At 74.6% G+C, this 2,776-nt stretch carries 2 protein-coding genes; both read left to right on the top strand.

Annotation, left to right across the window (positions count from 1 at the left end; translation table 11 throughout):
• The first annotated feature begins 112 nt into the window (after window positions 1-112).
• Window positions 113-1,627: a WD40 repeat domain-containing protein gene (locus ACFXGA_RS12060; protein WP_378086947.1), complete on the top strand. Its 1,515-nt coding sequence runs from the start codon at window positions 113-115 to the stop codon at window positions 1,625-1,627.
• Window positions 1,628-1,925: 298 nt separating this feature from the next.
• Complete coding sequence (locus ACFXGA_RS12065) at window positions 1,926-2,678, top strand: hypothetical protein (RefSeq protein WP_378086949.1); 753 nt, start codon at window positions 1,926-1,928, stop codon at window positions 2,676-2,678.
• The last annotated feature ends 98 nt before the right edge of the window (window positions 2,679-2,776 follow it).

Here is a 2,776-nt window from a genome sequence, read left to right on the forward strand (position 1 = left end):
TCACCGCCCCCCGACACGTCCACCTCACCGCTCTTCCCACAAAGGAGGGCTTCGTGGGCGGCCCCCGGCCCGGGGCCGCCCCCCCCCCCCCGCGGGGGAGTGGTGGGAGCACGTGCACGTGGCACTGGGCGTCGACCGGCTGATCACCTGGCGCGACAACCAGGACCGGCTGCTGGTGTCGCGGCTCGACGGCACGCGGGTGGCGGACATCGCCATGAGACCTCCCACGACCCCGGTCGGCGACGTCCCGCCGTCGTGGACCTTCCACCTGACCGCCGACCCGGGCACGCTGGTCGCCCGCAACACCGACACCGACGAGGTGCACCTGCTCGACCTCGCCACCGGCCGCACCACCCCGCTCGCCACCGGGGCGTCCGCGGTGCTCGTCAGCGCGGACGGGCGGGTCCTGGTGACGTGCCACCGCGTCGAGCACGGCGTGGACGGCCTCGTGGTGTTCGACCTGCCGTCCGGGCGGCGGCGCGCGGAGCACCTCGACACCTCCGGCTGCTCGATGGTGCTCGACCCGACCGGTCGCTACCTCGCCCGCGGGGTCGAGCCGTCGATGGGCGTGCTCGACCTGGAGACGGGCGAGGTGGTGGCGTGGATGCGCGGCCGCGGCCGGCCGGTCGGCGTGCGGCTCGGCGCGGACGGCCTGCTGCGGGTCGTCACGGGGGACGAGGACGGCGTGCTGGTGCACCGGCTCGACCCCGCAGTGCTGGAGAGCGCCCCCGGCGACCCGGAGAGCGGCGACATCGCGCCGGACGGCCGGCTGGCGCTGACCGTGGACGACGTGTCCTCCCTGCTGTCCCGGAGTTCGCACCTGTCGTTGTGGCGCACCGACGACCACCGGCGCGTCGCGGAGGTCCGGCTCGGGGAAGAGGCGGGCACGGCGCGCTTCGACCCGACGGGCCGGTACGTGGCCGTGGCCCTGCCGACCGCGGTCGCGGTCCTGCGCGTGCCCGACCTGACCGAGGTCACCCGGCTGCCGCTGGTCGAGTCGCCCGACCTGGCCGAGCCGGTGGTGCGGTTCGACCGGTCGGGCGGGCTGCACGTGGGCCACGCGGCCACCATCAGGACCTGGGACCTCGCCACCGGCACGCTCCGGCACGCGGTCGCCGTGCCGTCACCGCCCTCCGGGGAGGTCCACTTCGACCTCCTCGCCCCGGACCGGGCGCTCGTGGTCTCCGCGGACCGCCTGGCGGTGGACGAGTGGGACCTGATCACCGGCCGTCCCACGAACCACCGCGCGCTGACCGGGCCGGACGAGCCGGTGGCCGAGGTCGCGGTGCTCGGCGACGGCCTGCTGGTCGCCTACGAGCACCGCATCGACGTCCTGGTGGGAGAGGAGTCCGTCACGGTCGAAACCCGATCGTTCGCCGGCCTGGGCCACGTGCCGACCGACGTCGTGGACGGCCACCCCCGCCTGGTCCGCGACCTGAGGATCACCGACTACCCGGACCAGACCGCGAAGTCCCCCACCCTGCCCCGCTACCCACTGGCGATGCGCGGCGACCTGGTCCTGACGGACGAGGGCCTGATCGAACTGGACCGCGACACGTGGCTGCGGCACTTGTGCGCCCTGGTCGCACCGCGCGCACCGGGCACCACCCCACCGGGCTGCCCGTGACCGTCGTCGCGCGGTCCGCTGGAACCCGCCAATCGGGCGTGCGCACCCTGACCCCGCCAAGGCCGCACCTGACGAGCGGGTCTCGGCACCGGGGTGCGTCGGGCTGGAACTGGCTGCCGGTCACGTGCCCGGTGACCCCGTGTCGGTCGTCGAGCCGTCGGTGAGACTACGGGAAGCTGAACCCGCGCGAGGCGTCCGGCGGGGGAAGTGCGGGTGGGCACTGTCGGCGCGGTCCGGGGTCGCCTAGCGTCGCATCGCTCCGGCGGGACCCCTCCGGCCGGGCTCCAGGAGGACACCAGTGAAGACCCTGCTCCGCGTCTTGTTACCCGTGGTCGCCGTCGTCGCGGCGGCGACCGTCGCCTTTGCCGCCCCCGTCCCGCCGACCACGCCCTACCCGGCGGTGCCGGCCGATGCCCGAGCCTGCCTGGTGGAGAAGCTCGAGATCGACAAGCAGCAGCTCCTGCACGACCAGGCCCTGCGCCACTACGAGCGCATCAAGGCCCTCCACGAGAACAACGCCGCGTCCGCGGGCGAGCTGCGTGCCGCCGAACAGGCGTTGCACCAGGCCGCGATCGCGCTCAACAACGCCAAGTACGCCGAGGCGGCGTGCCGCAACAACCTGGGCAACGACCCGAAGAAGGAGTGCGTGGCGCTGTCGCTGGAGCTGAACCGGCTCCTGGACGAGCTGGCGTTGCGCCAGGAGCTGGAGCGGTTGGCGAAGGCGCACTACGACGCCGTGCTCGCCCTCGCCAACAGCGGTGCGGCGTCGCGCGAGGAGCTGGACCGCGCCAAGACGGCGTGGGAGGTGGCGAAGGTCGAGCGGCAGCAGGTCGAGCAGCGCATCACCGACGCGAAGAAGAAGCTCGCGGACAACCCGGCGTGCAAGGACTACCCCTCGGTCCGCCCGACCCCCACGCCGACCTCGACGCCGACGAGCGCTCCGACCACGACCAGTGGCGCGCCCACCCCGACCACGACCAGCGGCGCTCCCACGTCGTCGAGCACGGTCGTGCCGACGCCCACCACGGCGACCCCGGCGCCGGTGCACTGACCCCGCGCCGAACGCCCCCGGGGGGCCCCGCGGCGGGGGGGCGCCCCCCCCCGGGGTGTGGGGTGGGGGGTCTGGGGCCGCGTCGATGTTGTGCAGAG

Source organism: Actinosynnema sp. NPDC059335 (assembly GCF_042752395.1).
Classification (GTDB): Bacteria; Actinomycetota; Actinomycetes; order Mycobacteriales; family Pseudonocardiaceae; genus Actinosynnema.